General features: G+C 64.4%; 20 protein-coding genes. 6 read left to right on the top strand and 14 right to left on the bottom strand.

Features of this window, described 5'->3' with window-relative positions; genetic code table 11:
• On the top strand, positions 1 to 478 hold a 478-nt coding region (locus V7D69_RS05830), incomplete at its 5' end, for a flagellin (protein ID WP_333605330.1).
• Between the two features lie 88 nt (positions 479 to 566).
• Here the strand turns inward: V7D69_RS05830 and V7D69_RS05835 are convergent.
• The 14 genes from V7D69_RS05835 to flgB all read right to left on the bottom strand — a co-directional run bounded on the left by V7D69_RS05835 (position 567) and on the right by flgB (position 10,974).
• The gene (locus tag V7D69_RS05835) at positions 567 to 890 is read right to left on the bottom strand and encodes an Hsp20/alpha crystallin family protein (protein ID WP_324060847.1); all 324 of its coding nucleotides are present in this window, start codon (positions 888 to 890) and stop codon (positions 567 to 569) included.
• Between the two features lie 334 nt (positions 891 to 1,224).
• Complete coding sequence (locus V7D69_RS05840; RefSeq protein ID WP_324062456.1) at positions 1,225 to 2,064, bottom strand: flagellar motor protein MotB; 840 nt, start codon at positions 2,062 to 2,064, stop codon at positions 1,225 to 1,227.
• Position 2,065: 1 nt separating this feature from the next.
• Complete coding sequence (gene motA / locus V7D69_RS05845) at positions 2,066 to 2,929, bottom strand: flagellar motor stator protein MotA (RefSeq protein ID WP_324062454.1); 864 nt, start codon at positions 2,927 to 2,929, stop codon at positions 2,066 to 2,068.
• 57 nt (positions 2,930 to 2,986) lie between these two features.
• A complete protein-coding gene (flgL, locus tag V7D69_RS05850; protein WP_324062452.1) occupies positions 2,987 to 3,907 on the bottom strand; it encodes a flagellar hook-associated protein FlgL in 921 nt (306 codons plus the stop codon).
• Positions 3,908 to 3,914: 7 nt separating this feature from the next.
• Complete coding sequence (flgK, locus tag V7D69_RS05855; RefSeq protein ID WP_324062450.1) at positions 3,915 to 5,252, bottom strand: flagellar hook-associated protein FlgK; 1,338 nt, start codon at positions 5,250 to 5,252, stop codon at positions 3,915 to 3,917.
• 3 nt (positions 5,253 to 5,255) lie between these two features.
• Complete coding sequence (locus tag V7D69_RS05860) at positions 5,256 to 5,591, bottom strand: rod-binding protein (protein WP_324062448.1); 336 nt, start codon at positions 5,589 to 5,591, stop codon at positions 5,256 to 5,258.
• Positions 5,588 to 6,739 carry a flagellar basal body P-ring protein FlgI gene (locus V7D69_RS05865; RefSeq protein WP_333605331.1) on the bottom strand — a complete coding sequence of 384 codons (1,152 nt, stop codon included), beginning with the start codon at positions 6,737 to 6,739 and terminating at the stop codon, positions 5,588 to 5,590. Before V7D69_RS05865 ends, V7D69_RS05860 begins: the two co-directional genes overlap by 4 nt.
• Positions 6,740 to 6,750: 11 nt before the next feature.
• Positions 6,751 to 7,443: a flagellar basal body L-ring protein FlgH gene (locus V7D69_RS05870; RefSeq protein ID WP_324062444.1), complete on the bottom strand. Its 693-nt coding sequence runs from the start codon at positions 7,441 to 7,443 to the stop codon at positions 6,751 to 6,753.
• The gene (gene flgG, locus V7D69_RS05875; RefSeq protein WP_324062177.1) at positions 7,440 to 8,228 is read right to left on the bottom strand and encodes a flagellar basal-body rod protein FlgG; all 789 of its coding nucleotides are present in this window, start codon (positions 8,226 to 8,228) and stop codon (positions 7,440 to 7,442) included. Before flgG ends, V7D69_RS05870 begins: the two co-directional genes overlap by 4 nt.
• Positions 8,229 to 8,242: 14 nt before the next feature.
• Positions 8,243 to 9,001, bottom strand: a complete 759-nt coding sequence (locus V7D69_RS05880) for a flagellar basal body rod protein FlgF (RefSeq protein WP_324062176.1) — start codon at positions 8,999 to 9,001, stop codon at positions 8,243 to 8,245.
• A 24-nt stretch (positions 9,002 to 9,025) separates the two neighbouring features.
• A complete protein-coding gene (locus V7D69_RS05885) occupies positions 9,026 to 9,862 on the bottom strand; it encodes a flagellar hook-basal body complex protein (RefSeq protein ID WP_324062174.1) in 837 nt (278 codons plus the stop codon).
• Between the two features lie 22 nt (positions 9,863 to 9,884).
• Positions 9,885 to 10,226 (bottom strand): flagellar hook assembly protein FlgD, encoded by a 342-nt coding sequence (locus V7D69_RS05890; RefSeq protein WP_324062173.1) that lies wholly within the window; start codon positions 10,224 to 10,226, stop codon positions 9,885 to 9,887.
• Positions 10,223 to 10,627: a flagellar basal body rod protein FlgC gene (flgC, locus tag V7D69_RS05895; RefSeq protein WP_414690951.1), complete on the bottom strand. Its 405-nt coding sequence runs from the start codon at positions 10,625 to 10,627 to the stop codon at positions 10,223 to 10,225. Before flgC ends, V7D69_RS05890 begins: the two co-directional genes overlap by 4 nt.
• Positions 10,628 to 10,629: 2 nt before the next feature.
• Positions 10,630 to 10,974 (bottom strand): flagellar basal body rod protein FlgB, encoded by a 345-nt coding sequence (gene flgB, locus V7D69_RS05900; RefSeq protein WP_324062171.1) that lies wholly within the window; start codon positions 10,972 to 10,974, stop codon positions 10,630 to 10,632.
• Positions 10,975 to 11,187: 213 nt separating this feature from the next.
• On the opposite strand from flgB, the gene V7D69_RS05905 reads away from it, so the two are divergent.
• From V7D69_RS05905 to V7D69_RS05925, 5 genes are all read left to right on the top strand, one after another.
• Complete coding sequence (locus V7D69_RS05905; protein ID WP_324062169.1) at positions 11,188 to 11,859, top strand: MotA/TolQ/ExbB proton channel family protein; 672 nt, start codon at positions 11,188 to 11,190, stop codon at positions 11,857 to 11,859.
• Entirely contained in the window at positions 11,856 to 12,317 is a 462-nt protein-coding gene (locus V7D69_RS05910) for a hypothetical protein (protein ID WP_324062168.1), read from the top strand. Before V7D69_RS05905 ends, V7D69_RS05910 begins: the two co-directional genes overlap by 4 nt.
• 33 nt (positions 12,318 to 12,350) lie before the next feature.
• Positions 12,351 to 12,845, top strand: a complete 495-nt coding sequence (locus tag V7D69_RS05915; protein WP_324062166.1) for a flagella basal body P-ring formation protein FlgA — start codon at positions 12,351 to 12,353, stop codon at positions 12,843 to 12,845.
• A gap of 109 nt (positions 12,846 to 12,954) precedes the next feature.
• Positions 12,955 to 13,269 (top strand): flagellar biosynthesis anti-sigma factor FlgM, encoded by a 315-nt coding sequence (locus V7D69_RS05920; protein WP_324062164.1) that lies wholly within the window; start codon positions 12,955 to 12,957, stop codon positions 13,267 to 13,269.
• Entirely contained in the window at positions 13,266 to 13,598 is a 333-nt protein-coding gene (locus V7D69_RS05925; RefSeq protein ID WP_333605332.1) for a flagellar protein FlgN, read from the top strand. Before V7D69_RS05920 ends, V7D69_RS05925 begins: the two co-directional genes overlap by 4 nt.
• The last annotated feature ends 5 nt before the right edge of the window (positions 13,599 to 13,603 follow it).

Raw genomic sequence — 13,603 nt, forward strand, 5'->3', positions numbered from 1 at the left:
CGCGCTCACGCAGCAGGTCAGCGACGTGCTGACGCAGACCAAGTTCAACGGCAACCAGCTGTTCTCGACCACCTCGGGCACCAACGTCACGTTCGACATCCAGACCGGCGCCAACTCGGGCGAGAAGGTCACGCTGACCTCGACCGCAATTGACGGCGCCAACATCACCACCACTGCGCTGGACGTCTCCACCGCCGGGGCCGCCGCTACCACGATCGGCAACGTCGATCTGGCGCTGAAGGACGTGAACGCCACTCGCGCTTCGCTGGGCGCCGGCCAGAACCGTCTTGAATCGGCGATCAACAACCTGACCAACAACGTGACGAACCTGTCGGACGCGCAGTCGCGCATTCAGGACGCCGATTACTCGACGGAAACGACGGCGATGGCCAAGGCGCAGATCCTCTCGCAGGCTTCCACCGCGATGATCGCGCAGGCCAACCAGAGCCAGCAGAACGTGCTGTCGCTGCTGCGCTGATAAGTCACAGCTTAACCAGCCTGCCCTAACCAAGCAGGTTTTCGGACCCGGCGGGTTTCCCCAGACCGCCGGGTCCTTTTTGCGTTCGTCAATGCTGGGTTTCGGCGTCCTTCCATGCAGGGGATTGAGTGCTGGGTGGAGCGCCGCGATCGATGGCGATGCGATGGTGGCGGTGCTGCTCCCCTTCGTGGGGAATGATGACCGTCAGCACGCCGCGATCGAAATGCGCGCGGACCTGCTCGGGATCGATCGGCTGCTGCAGCCAGAGCGAACGCTGCAAGGTCCCGTACATGCGTTCCTTGACATGCCGGGTATCGTTTTCGCCCTCCGTCTCAAGGCGTTTCTCAGCGCGGATGGTAAGCATGTCCTGCTTGATTGACAGGTCGATGTCCTCTTCCTTGACGCCAGGCAATCTGCGCGATCGAAAGGGGCGTTCCCCGCAAGCCGCGGCGCTGCCTCTTCTCGCAAGCTCACGATCACTCCGCAAACGCGATCTTGGCCGGAGCCGTTTCCGCCGGATCGATACCTTGTGACCGGTCGAGATTGCTGCGCGCCCGGCTGATATCCCGGCCCACCGAAAGGGAATGAGGGGATCCTCTTTGAGTACGCGAGGAAGTCGCTGTCGATGCGCGCGAATCATCATTCCCGCGACCTGGGGAGGCGCGGGAATGATGATTCGGACGGGCTTTGTGGCGTCCCTTTCAGGTCGGCAGGACAGGCCCGCGTCCGCCTCTCGGGCAGTCGTTCTAATCGAGCACGGTGATCGATATGCGGCGGTTGCGCGGATCGTGCGGATCGGCGGGTATCAGCAGCTCCTTGTCAGCCACGCCTTCGATCCGCTTGAAGCGGTCCTCGCCGATGCCGTCGCGCATCAGCGCCTGGCGCGTGGCTTCCGCGCGGCCGGCCGAAAGCGACCAGTTGTTGCCGTAAATGCCTTGCTTGTAGGGAAGGGCATCGGTGTGACCGCGGATCGTGAGCAGTCCCTGGCTGGGGCCGACAGCGGCGGTGATCGCATGGATCAGCTCGGCGGCCTCGGGCGTGAGCACCGTGGTGCCAAGGCGGAACATCGAGAAATTCGCATCATCGACCAGATCGATGCGCACTCCTTCAGTGGTGTCGACAAGCCGGACCTGCTTGGCCAGCTTGCGCAGCCGCTCGGACGACTGGAGCTTCTGCTGCAATTCCTGCTTGGCATGCGCCGAACGCTTGATCTTGGAACCGCCCTCCAGCGGGCCTCCGGTGGCGTCGCGCGGGATAGTCAGCGATTTCGATCCGGTTTGCCCGCCGCGATGGGGGTACTTGTCGACATCGGTGATCGATGATCCGCCCAGCAGGCCCGCCGCCGAACCCGCAGAGGCGTCCTTGTTCTTCACCAAGGTTGGCGTGAAGTAGTCGGCAATGCCCTTGCGCTGCTTTTCGGTGGTAGCGCCGAGAATCCACAGGAGGAGGAAGAAGGCCATCATAGCGGTCACGAAGTCCGCGTAAGCGACCTTCCACGCGCCGCCGTGATGGCCGCCTGCAACAACGGTGATCTTCTTGACGATGATCGGCTTGGGCGGCTCGTTCTTGCCCCGTTTCGCGGCCACGTCAGCGGCCCCTCATCGCGTCAAGCAGCTCGGACAGGCCAGGCCGGAAGGCGTGACCCAGGCCGGAGCGGGCGGATTCGACCACCAGCGGTTGAGGCCATCCGTGCAGGCTGGCGATAATCACTTGCTTTACGGCGTGGAAGATCTGCTCGTCCTGCTCGTTCACCTGCTTGAGCCGCCCGGCCATCGGCGCGACGATGCCGTAAGCCAGAAGCACGCCCATGAAAGTGCCGACCAGCGCCGAACCGATCATCGCGCCCAGGATCGAGGGCGGCTTGTCGATCGAGCCCATGGTCTTCACCACGCCCAGCACCGCCGCGACGATGCCCAGCGCCGGCAGCGCGTCCGCCAGGTTCTGCAAGGCGTGCTGCGGTTCGTGCAATTCATGGAAATGCGTTTTCATCGCATTGTCCATCACATCCTCCACCGCATGGACTTCCAGCGTACCGGAAGACACCACGATCAGGGTCAGCGTGTCGCAGATCAGGTGAACCAGCGCCTCGTTCGCGAGCAAGCGGGGGAACTCCGCGAAGAGCGAGGAGGTCTTGGGATCATTGACGTGGCTTTCGAGCGCGACCGGGCCTTCCGAACGCAGGATCTTCATCAGACGCGTGGTCAGGATGATCGCGTCGACATGATCCTGCTTATTGTGCTTGGGACCTTTGAAGACTTTGCCGAAGCCGCTGCCCAGGGCCTTGATCTCGTGCATCGAGTTGCCGATCACGATCGCGCCCACGGCAGCGCCGCCGATGATGATGAGCTCATGCGGGATCGCTTCCAGCACCGGTCCCAGCGCGCCGCCCGTAAAAGCGAAGCCGCCGAACACCATCACCAGCAGGATGACGAGGCCGATGATTGCGAACATGGTTAATTACCCCCGTCGAAGAAAAAAGCCGGCCCTGGCGAGGCCGGGGCACTGGCGTCAGTTCAAATTGTTGAAGAGGCTGAGGTTGGCGAGCTTGGAAAAGCTGGCCTGGCTGGCCTCAAGCACGGTCATCGTCTGTTGTAGCTGCGCCACGGTGGAAGCGATGTCCGTCGCGCCGAGATTCGATTCCTCGTTTGTGCGCAGTTCGGATTGAGAGACGCGCCGCGTGTTGGTCACGTCGATCCAGGCCAGCCGCGTGCCCACCACCGTCTGCCCCGTGGTCAGCGTGTCCAACCCGGTCTGCAGCGTCGTCAGGGCGCCGCTGGCCGCTCCGGTCGGATTTGTTCCGGTTTTGAGCGCGTCGGAAAGCGTCTTGATCGTCGCCATGATGTCAGTCGGGTTGCCGCTTGCGTCCTGGAAGTTGAGAAACTCCGGCCCGGTCATCGAGCGGGTGACGCTCTGACCTTCGCCGATCGGCAGCGCATCGGTGGAACCCGTGCCGATGTAGACGGCGTTCCCGGACGCATCGAGCTTGTAGGCATCGCCCGCGCTTTCCCCCCCGAACAGCGCGTGGCCGTTGGAGTCGCGGGCATTGGCCAGCGCAAGCAGGTTGCTGTTGATCTGGTCCAGCTCGGTGGCGATCGCCCCGCGCTGTTGGTCCGTGATCGTTGAGCTTGCGGCTTGCGTCGCCAGTTCCTTGGCCCGCGTGATCGCGCTGGCCATGTTGGACATCGCCGCATCCGCCAGCGACAGGTCCGAGTTGGCGCGATCGGCGTTGGAGGTATCGACCGTGGATAGCGCATCAAGCCGCGACAGCGCGCGCAGCCTGGATGCGGCGACCGGATCGTCCGACGAGCGTGTCAGCTTCTTGCCGCTGCTGAGCTGCATCTGCAGCGCTTCGGACTGCGAACGCAGGTCCTTCATATCGGCGCGGCTTCGTTCGTAGAAAGCGCTGGTGCTGGTCGCGATGGTCGCCATGGCTGTGCTACTTTATAGAGAGGATGGAGTTGAAGATGTCGGAAGCCACCTGCATCACCCGGCCGTTGGCCTGGAACGCCTGCTGGTAGCGCACGAGATTGACGGCTTCCTGGTCCATGTCGACCCCGGCCTGCGCCTGAAGCGCGACCTTGGCTGAACTGGCGATCGCTTCCAGCGCGTCACGAGTGACCGTGCGGCCGGCAACGGCGCTGGAGACGTCGAACAGCATCGCGTCTGTGGCGCCGGCGGGGTCGGCGGAGCTGAAAGCATTGCGCATGGCCGAAAGGTTGGAGGCGTCGCGGCTGTTGGCGCCGCTGCCGGTGGCGGCCGCCGCAATTGCGCTGCCGCCGGTCGCGATCATTGCGATGTCGGCCGCGCCGGTGCCGGAGAAGAGTGGGGTGCCGGTGTTGCCATTGAGATCGACGCCATTCGCTTGCGCGGAGTTGACCACATTGATGATGCTCGCGGCCACCGCGTCCAGCTTGCCGCGCGTCGATGCAAGCTGCGTGAGCGCCAGGCTCTTGCCGGCGATCGAGCCCGAGGACACGGTCGCCGCGGTGCCGTCCAGAGTAAACGAAATGGTGCCATCCGCGGCCGTGGTCATGGCCAGCGTTCCGGAGGTCCCGCCGGTAACGAGCGAAGGGCCGCCGGACCCGCCGAGCGTCACGGTCACCACGCCGCTCGCGTCGAAGCTGGTTGAAATTCCGGCGTAGCCGCTCAGGTCCTGGAGCAGTTGATCGCGCTGGTCGAGCAGAGCGGTCTGGTCGCTCGATGCGTCCGATGCGCGCGAAAGGCGCAAGTTCACCCGCGCAAGTTCGCCGGTAATGCGGTTGACGTTGTCGACGCCGTCCTGCGCGTCGAAGCGCAGGCCCGTCCCCGCCGCGTCCAGGCTGGAGGCGGCAGTGTTGAAAGTCTGGGCCATGGTGCGGCCCTGTTCGATCACGGACGCACGCAGGGACCCATCCGTCGGGTCAGCGACGAGCTTCTGCAAGCCCGCTTCGAAGTTGACGACCGAGTCGTACACACCTGTCTGCTCGACGGCCGCCTCAACGTTCTCCAGTCCCTGGACTTCGGCATCGGCGCGCGCTGCGTCGGCGCCGGTGCGGCGCACTTCGGACTGGCGGAATGCATCGGCATTGCGGATCACGCCCGTTACTTGCGCGCCCGCCAGGTTGACGGCAGTGGGGGCGGAGGTACTCGAATTGGCGACGACTTCGGAAACCTGAACGCTGCGGCGGATGTAGCTGGGGGATGAAGCGTTGGCGATATTGTTCGACGTGACGTCCAGCGCCAGCTTGGCGACATTCGCCCCGGACCTGGCGATCGAGAGGAGGTCGGCGGCCATGGCTTAGGCTCCCGTGCCTTTGCCAGCAGTCGAAGGGGCCTCGTCGGCAGTGGGCTGGGGCTGCACGAAGCGCGCCATCTGCGCTTCTATGATCGTAGCGAAGCCCAGAGTTCCCGATTGCGCGGTGACGTCAGCGAAGTGTTCGTCCTGCATCTGGTCGAACGTGGCCATCGCCTGGCTGCCGAACAGGTCGTCGCCGAAGTTGGTCTTGCGGGCGGCGGCCAGCATCTGGCGCATGAACACGGCTTCGAACTGCTTGGCGACGGCGGAGAGCTTTTGCCGGTCGGACGCGCCCGCCGCCGTCGACATACCGGGAAGGGAAGGGAGGATCGTGCTCATATCACCACCATTTCCGCCCTGAGCGCGCCGGCTTGCTTCAGTGCCTCCAGGATCGCCACGAGGTCTGATGGGGTGACGCCCAGCATGTTGAGCGCGTCGACCACCTTGGAAAGCGAGGCGCCGCCCTTGAACAGCGCCACGGAATGCTTCTCTTCGTCCGTGGTGATATTGGACTTTTCCTGCACTGCGGTGCGCCCCCTGCTGAAGGGCGCCGGCTGGACGACCGTGGGATTCTCATCGATCCGCACGGTCAGCTTGCCGTGGCTGATGGCGGCGGGAGAGAGGCGCACAGCGGAGTTGATGACGACTGTTCCGGTGCGGCTGTTGACGATGACGCGGGCCGGGGTCTCGGCCGGGCTCACCTCGACCATCTCGATCGCCGCCATCACGCTGGAGCGGGTGTTGGGATCGAGCGGCAGGCGCAGCGCGAGAGTGACCCCGTCCTCCACCGTTGCAGTGCCCGGCAGGCGCGTGTTGATGGCGTCCCGCACGCGGGCGGCAGTCAGGAAATCGGCGTCGAAAAGATTCCAGCGCAGCACGTCGGAGCTGTCAAAGCCGGTGGCGACCGCGCGCTCGACGCTGGCACCGTCGGCGATACGGCCCACGGTGGGGATGTTGATGGTGACTTTCGATCCGTCCTTGCCGCCGGCGTCGAGACCGCCGACCGCAAGATTGCCTTGCGCCATCGCGTAGATCTGGCCGTCCGCACCGTAAAGCGGGGTCATTATCAGCGCCCCGCCGCGCAGCGACTTGGCCTTGCCGATGGTGGAAACGGTCACGTCAATGCGCTGGCCCGGCTTGGCGAAGGCCGGAAGATCGGCGGTGACCATGACCGCGGCGGCATTCTTGAGGCCCGGCGCGACGCCCGGCGGCAGAGTCAGGCCCATGCGGCCCGAGACACCCTTCATCGCTTGCGTCAGGTATTCCAGGTTATCATCGCCGGTGCCCGGCAGGCCCACCACGATCCCATATCCGGTAAGCTGGTTCGATCGCACGCCCTGGAACTGGCCCAGATCGCGCACCCGCTCTGCGGATGCGCTCCCCGGCGCGACCAGCACCAGCGCGCAAAGCAAGCTTGCCCACAGCTGCCCCTCCCGCAAGCGGGAGAGGAGAAGGCGCGCGGTCGCTTGGAGGATCGAAAATCGCATCGCGGACACCATTAGAAGGGCGAGATCAGGTTGAAGAACCGGCCGAGCCAGCCCTGCTTGCTAGACTGCTGCAGCGCGCCCTTGCCCGTGTACTCTATGCGGGCATCGGCGACGCGAGTGGAGGAGATCTGGTTCTCCTGGTCGATGTCGGACAGGCGAATGATGCCGGAAAACCGGACCCATTCGTCTCCCTGGCTGACCAGCATCTTCTTTTCCCCTCTGACAAGCGCGGTGCCGTTCGCGCGAACCTCGGCGATGGTGACGGAAAGCGTGGAGCTGAGCGAACTCGTCTGCGCCGCGTTTCCTCCGCCATTGAACGACGAGGTGGAGCTGCCTTTAAGCGCGTTGGGTTTCAGGAAGGACAGTAGCCCGGCCGTGGGCGGAGTGATCGAGGCGTCGCCGCCCTTCTGGTTTTTCGAACTGACGGACTTGGCGGCGGTGGTGTTTTCCACCAACAGGATCGTAACCGGATCGCCTATACGCGCCGCGCGCGTGCCGGTGTAAAGCGGAGCATAGCCTGCAGAGACATTGAAGATACCGCCGGTAGCGGCCTGGGCCGGCACGACCTGTTCCATCGGCAACGTCGGCTCGAATCCGGACGCTGTCGGCTTCTTCGCGAAAGCCGGTGCGGCCATGACGGCCAGGCCAACGGCCAGCGTCAGGCCAGCCCGCTTGGCGGCAGGAGCGTGCGTCATCCCGGTCATAGCGTCTGGTTCGCGTTCTTCAGCATCTCGTCGACGGCGGAGATCATCTTTGAGTTGATCTCGTAAGCGCGCTGCGTGTCGATCATGTCGACCAATTCCTCGACGATGTTGACGTTCGATCCTTCCAGCATGCCCTGGCGGATGTTTCCGCGCCCTTCCTGTCCGGCTACGCCTATTTGCGCAGGTCCGCTCGCGGCGGTTTCCAGCATGAAGTTGTCAGAGGATGCCTGGAGCGCGGCCGGGTTAGTGAAGCTGGCGATAGTGATCTGGCCGATCTGAGAGGGATTGCTCTGGCCCGCAAGCTGGGCCGAAACGTTGCCGTCCGCCGAAACGGTGATCGATGTGGCGCCTTCGGGAATGCTGATCGGCGGTTGCACAATATAGCCTTGCGCCGTGACCAGCTGTCCTTCGGCCGAGCGCGTGAAGTTGCCGGCCCGCGTATAGGCCAGCTGTCCGCCTGGCAGATTGACCTGGAAATAGCCGCTGCCGTCCAGCGCCAGGTCAAGCGAATTGCCGGTGGAGGCCAGCGAGCCCTGCGTCTCCATCCGCGTGGTGGATTGCACGCCGACGCCGGTGCCCAGATTGAGCCCGGTCGCATAGGCCGTCTCGTTCGAAGACTGCGCGCCGGCGACGCGGGCGTCCTGGTAGGCCAGCGTCGCAAAATTGGCGCGGTCGCGCTTGAAGGCGGTGGTCGAGACGTTGGCGAGGTTGTTGGCGATCACGCGCATGCGCGTGTCCTGAGCCTCTAGTCCTGTGCGGGCGACCTGGAGAGCGGAACTGGGCATGGTGTTGTTCTTCCTCAGCTATCAATGCGCATCAGGCGCGTGCCGGCTTCGTCTAGCTGACCGGCGGTCTGGACAAGCTTGGTGCGCATGTCGAAAAGGCGCTGGGACGAGATCATCTCGACCAGCACTTCGGACGGATTGACATTGGACTGTTCGAGCGCGCCGGGGATGACCTGCGCGTTCTCATCGATGGGCAGGATCCCGCCGCCGGCCCCATTGGCGCCAGGCACGCGGAACTGGCCGGCGATGTCCTTGGTGATCTTCGTGCCGGTCGTGCTGACCAGCTTGAGCCGGTCGACACGCTGCGGCGGTTGGCCCGGCGTCGCCGGATCGGTCACCAGCACGCCGCCGTCAGGGGCGATTGTGACGTTCGCGCCCGGCGGCACCGTGATCGGTCCATTGCCGCCGATCACCGGCAAACCTTCGCCGTTTTGCAGCACGCCCGTCACCGTTACCGAAAGATCGCCGCGGCGGGTATAGCTTTCCTGGCCATCGGGGGCCTGCACGGCCAGCATGGCATCGCCGCGCATGGCGATGTCGAGCGCGTTGCCGGTCCGGTTGATTGCGCCTTCCTTCATGGAGGCGCCGCTGACTTCGGTGCTGGACATGGACCGCACTTCCAGTTGCGGGCCCTCCAGCGTCATCGGCGTCGCCTGCAGGATTTCCGACTTGAAGCCGACGGTCTGGGCATTGGCCATGTTGCTGGCGATCACCCGCTCCCTGTTGAGCGAGGCGTTCATCCCTGAAACGGCGGTATAGATCAGGCGGTCCATCGATCAGCCTCCCAGCGATCCGCGTCAGCTCCGCAGGTTCATGATGGCCTGCGAGATCTGCGTGGCGGTGTCGATGGCCTTGGCATTGGCCTGGAAATTGCGCTGCGCGGTAATCAGCGAAACCAGTTCCTCCGCGATATCCACGTTGGAGCCTTCCAGCGAGCCCGAAAGGAGGCTTGCCGTGGTGCCCGAGCCGGGCTGCGCGTAAGTTGCGGCGCCCGAGTTGCCACTCGCCGCCCAAGTGGAGTCGCCCAGTTGCCGAAGGCCGGTGGGCGCAAGGAACGAGGCGACGGCCACAACGCCCAGTGTCGCATTCGAACCATCGGAATAAGTGGCGATGATCTGGCCGTTCTTGCCGATGGTCACGCCCGCGTACGATCCGGGATTGGCCGGATCTTTCGGATTGGGGCTTGCAGCCGGGATCTGCACGTCCTGAAGAGTGCTGGTGCTGGTGATTGCGCCGGTGACGGGGTCGGTCGGGAACGCCTGCAGACGCGCGCCCTGGGCATTCACGATATAGCTACTGCCGTCGATCGTCAGCGCGCCGTTGCGGGTATATTGCGTCTCGCCCGAAAGCGGCGATTTGACAGTGAAGAAGCCGTCGCCGTTGATGGTGATGTCCAGCGCGCCGCCGGTCTGGTTGATCGCGCCCAGCGAAAAGTTCTGCGTGATCGTGGCCACGCGCGAGCCGATGCCCACAGTGTGCGATGAATCGGCCAGCGCAGAACTGGCGACGATATCGGCGAACGAAGTGTCGCTTTTCTTGAAGCCGCTGGTCTCGGCATTGGCGATGTTGTTGGAGATGACGTTGAGGTCGGTCTGAGCGTTCTTCAGGCCGCTGAGAGACGTATAGAAGGACATGGCGTTGCTCCTGCGAAAGGGATCAGGCTGCGGGCTGGGCGCCGCCGGCGTTGGACGCGGCGATGCTGGCGGCCAGGGTCGAAATCGCCTGCTGCGTGGCGTTCTGGCTTGAGACGAGAGTGTCGAGCTTGGACGAGATTGTCGTCAGCGTGTCAGACATCTTGGTGCTGCTGGACAGCTGCGAGAACTGCGCCATCTGCGCCAGCATTTCCTTCTGGTCGACCGGGTTGGTCGGGTCCTGCTGCTGCATCTGCGCAAGCATCAGCTTGAGGAAATCACCCGAATCGAGAGACGAGAGCGAGGTCTTAGGCCCCGTCGAGGCGCCCGCCGTCGGACTTGTCGAGTTTATGGAAGTGACAGTCATTTCATCCTCATCGTATCGAGCATAAGCTGCTTGGCGGTGGACAGGGCCTCGACCATGTTCTGGTACTGGCGCGAGGCTTCGAGCATTTCGACCATCTCCGCGTTCTCATCGACGGGAGCGGTCCAGACATCGCCGTTGGCATCGGCCAGCGGGTGATCCGGGTTGTGTTGGCGCACCGCCGCTGCCTGTTCGCGCACGACTCCGGCCACCTTCACACTGGCAAGGCCGGTCGCTTGATCGAGATCCTCGGCGAAGACGGCGCGGATCGGCTTGTAGGCAGTCGCTTCGCTTCCCGAGACGGTCCCGGCGTTCGCCAGGTTCGATGCGGCCGCGTTCATCCGCACGAGTTGGGCAGACATGCCGCGCTGGGCGAGATCGAACAGATTCATGCCACCGGGCATTGTCACTCTCCCTTGAGCGCGCGAGTCACGCTGTTCACGCGCGCGCTGATGAATTGGAGGGTGGCGGCATAGCCCACCGCGTTCTCGGAAAAGGCGAGCTGCTCGTTCTGGAGTTCCACCGTGTTGCCATCGAGTGAAGGCATCACCGGCACGCGGTAAAGCGTCGCGCGGTCAGCAGCGGAGGAAACGTCGGTTCCTTTCTCGGCCGCCTTGAGGGCGGCGTTGAAATCGATGTCCTTCGCCTTGTAGCCGGGGGTGCCGGCGTTGGCGATGTTCGAGGCAAGCAAGCCCATCCGCTGCGAGCGCAGTTCCAGAGCCTTGCCATTGATCCCAAACAGGTCGGGCATTTCACTTTGCGTCCTGCAATTGCCTGTCCGCATGGTTCCGCAAACATCGTGCCAATTTGCGCGAGGCCCCAAGTTTCTCTGTTTTTATCGAGATTGCGACAGAGCGGCAGGGCGGGAACGGCAAGAGTTTGCCGGAAATGCGGCAAATGGCCGCCCCGGCAATGAAACGAAGCCCGCCGTTGCCGTTCTGAGTGGTCAAGGAGACCAGTATTCATGCAGCCCGAAAGTCTGTTGGACGCTACCAGCGCCTTGATCGTGGTGGTCGGCACGTGCCTCGCCACCATCCTGCGCTGCGGAACGGGCGATGTCGCAGCCACCTTGAAGGCGGTCGCGGACCTGCGCCGGACGCACTTCGACGCCGCGCGCGTGCGTGCTGAGCTGGCGGTTCAAGTTCGGGAAATCCAGCGTGACGGGGTGATCCGCGCGGAGCCACGCCGCTTTGGCGACGCCGAGTTTGACGAGGCGAGCGACGCCTTGATCGGCACCCGCTCCGTTTCGGCGCTGCGTGCCGCGCACAAGGAGCACAAGCGCCGCCGCAGTCGGCTGAGCGTTCGGGCGGTGATGACGCTGAACCAGGCGGCAGACCTTTCCCCGGTGTTCGGCCTTGCCGGCACGCTGATTTCACTGACGCAATTGCCGGTGCGCCAGGATGGGGATTTCACTGCAGCCATATCGATGGCGGTGTTGACCACGCTTTATGGATTGCTCCTCGGAAACATGGTCTTCGCGCCGCTCAGCCGCGCGGTGGCGCGTCGCGCGGTGCATGAAGAGCAGGCGCGTCAACGCGTGCTCGAATGGCTTGAGAGTCAAGTTACGGAAGGACTGCCCGCAGCGCCCGCGCCTGCCGTACGGCGACGGCCGACTCTGGTGGGGCAGGCGCGATGAGCGCCCGCAGCAGGCAGAACTGGCAGACTTCGCTTGCCGATCTCTCCCTGGTCCTGTTTCTGATTACTGCCGCCGCGGTCAGCCGCCATCCGGCCAAGGCGGCGAAACCCAGCTCATCATTTGCGGCGTCTCCCTCACCGGCGGCGGTTTCGGCGGCGCCTTCGCCGCAGAGTGAGCCCCTCTCGGTCTATGTCGCCGAGCCGGGCGCGCCGCCGTTGGCGCAATGGCTGGGCCAGCAGTTCGCCGATTCTCGCCAGCAACTGACGATAACCGTGCGCTATGGCGCCGCTCCCGGCAGCCAGGCCAGAGCGCTTGCCGCTGCGGCACGCCTATTGACCGAAGCCGGGGCGCACGGCCGAGCGGCGCGTCTGGTGGTGGAGCCCGGCGGGGGTCCCGCGCGCGCGGTTCTTGCTTATGACGTTCCGGGCGGAGACAAGGTGGCACAAGACTTGCGTTAGCTGGGCTTGAGTTCAACTTACGGAACGCATGCCATGAGCCTCAGTCTAGCCCTCGTTGCCGCGGCGACGGTTTCCGGCGCTTTTGCCGATCTCGATTCGATCGACCGCCAAGTCGCGGCTTTCACCGGGGCCGGCGTTGGGGAGATCGGCGGCGCGCTTACTCCGGTGGACCGTCGCCTGCGGCTGCGGCCGTGCCTGAACGGTGTGGAACTGTCCTGGCGCACGGCGTTGCAGGAAAGCGTCATTGTCCAATGCGCGGATGCCAACGGGTGGCGTCTTTTCGTGCCGGTTCGTCGCGCAGCCCCTGTGCCGGCGGCCCCTGCCGCCAACGCCGTCAATCGCGGTGATGCGGTCTCGATTGCTGTTTCCGGCGATGGATTTACAGTTTCGCAACCCGGAGAAGCGATGGAGGCAGGGCCGGTCGGCGCGTGGATTCGCGTACGGCCGGTTTCAGGCGGAAGCGCGGGCGGAGAGCCCATGCGCGCCAGGATAGAACGACCCGGACTGGTCACTCTGCCCTTGCCCTGACCGGCAGGTTTCTTGCGTTTTTTGCCGGTCGCTGGCAGATTTTTGCCGCCCGCTTAAAAATCCCGATATCGCTCCGTTCTGAGTGCAGGAACTTTCAAGGAGCGGCATTATGCCACCTATCGAAGTGGGGCCTGCACGCGCTGCAACAGCGATCGATGCAAGGCTGGCCCGCGCGGCGGGCGGTGAAGCGCTGCCGGGCGCGAACAGTGTTGCGGCAAGCAGCAAGAAGAGCGCGTCCGGCCTCGCCGTCGGCGCGGCCGTGGAAACCTCTGACGCGCTCGATCCGGGGGCGGCTCCGATCGACACCGACCGCGTCGAGATGATCCGCAAGGCTGTCGAGACCGGCAAATATCCCGTCGTCCCCGCCAAGATCGCGGATGCCATGATTGCGGCCGGCGTGCTGCTGAGGAGCCCGAAGCAATGAGCAACGCCCACCTTCGCGATACCCTGCGGCAGATGCTTGCCGTGCTCGAAGAGGAACGGCAGGCCCTTGCCGGGCTGGACCTGGACGGGATCGTCGGCGCCACTCATGATAAGAACCGGCTGTGCGGCACCCTTGATGCCGGAGATGTGGTGGAACTTGACGAGGAATGCCGGGCCATGCTGGAGACCGCGCGCCGTCTGAACGAGGTAAACCGCCAGGTTCGCAACATCATCGCGGCCAATGTCTCGCGTAGGCTGGATGCGCTGACGGGGGCGCCGCAGCTTTATCGCCCCGGGGGCACATACGCTCTTACCGGCAGTCGCGCCTGATCTTC

It is taken from the genome of Novosphingobium sp., from assembly GCF_036733805.1.
Lineage (GTDB): Bacteria > Pseudomonadota > Alphaproteobacteria > Sphingomonadales > Sphingomonadaceae > Novosphingobium.